The organism is Rhodopseudomonas sp. BR0G17, assembly GCF_010907025.1.
Classification (GTDB): Bacteria; Pseudomonadota; Alphaproteobacteria; order Rhizobiales; family Xanthobacteraceae; genus Rhodopseudomonas; species Rhodopseudomonas palustris_H.
On the sequence record NZ_QUML01000252.1, the window covers coordinates 1 to 384 of the forward strand.

The following is a 384-nucleotide window of genomic DNA, read 5'->3' on the forward strand; positions in this document are numbered from 1 at the left end:
GGTCAGCAGCATGGTCAATAGTCCGAGCGCCGCGACAGCAGTTATCGGCCGGCCGTAGCCGTTGCCATCGCCGGGCAACAGCAGCCAGCGATGCAGCTTGCGGACGGTGGCAAAGAACGCGTCGGCCGCCGGATGACCGAGGCTGTCGCCAGTATAAGGATCGACATAGAGCGGCGCGGGCCGGGTGTGATCCGCCCTTCGGGCGAACCGAACCTCGACGACGGATGTCGCGACGCGGGGCATCGTGATCGACGCGACCGGATCGCCGGCGGCTTGCAGTTTCGCAATCAGGGCGTCGGGCGGCATCCGTGGCTCGGCACGCGGCGCGACTTCGAGGCGGCCAGCATCGAGCGCGCCTCGGATCTCGTCCTCGAAACTCATCAC

General features: G+C 67.4%; 1 protein-coding gene. It reads right to left on the minus strand.

What is annotated here, in order from left to right; translation table 11 throughout:
• Window positions 1–384, minus strand: a 384-nt coding sequence (locus DY467_RS26095) for a PepSY domain-containing protein (RefSeq protein WP_164639947.1), incomplete at both ends; no start/stop codon positions are given.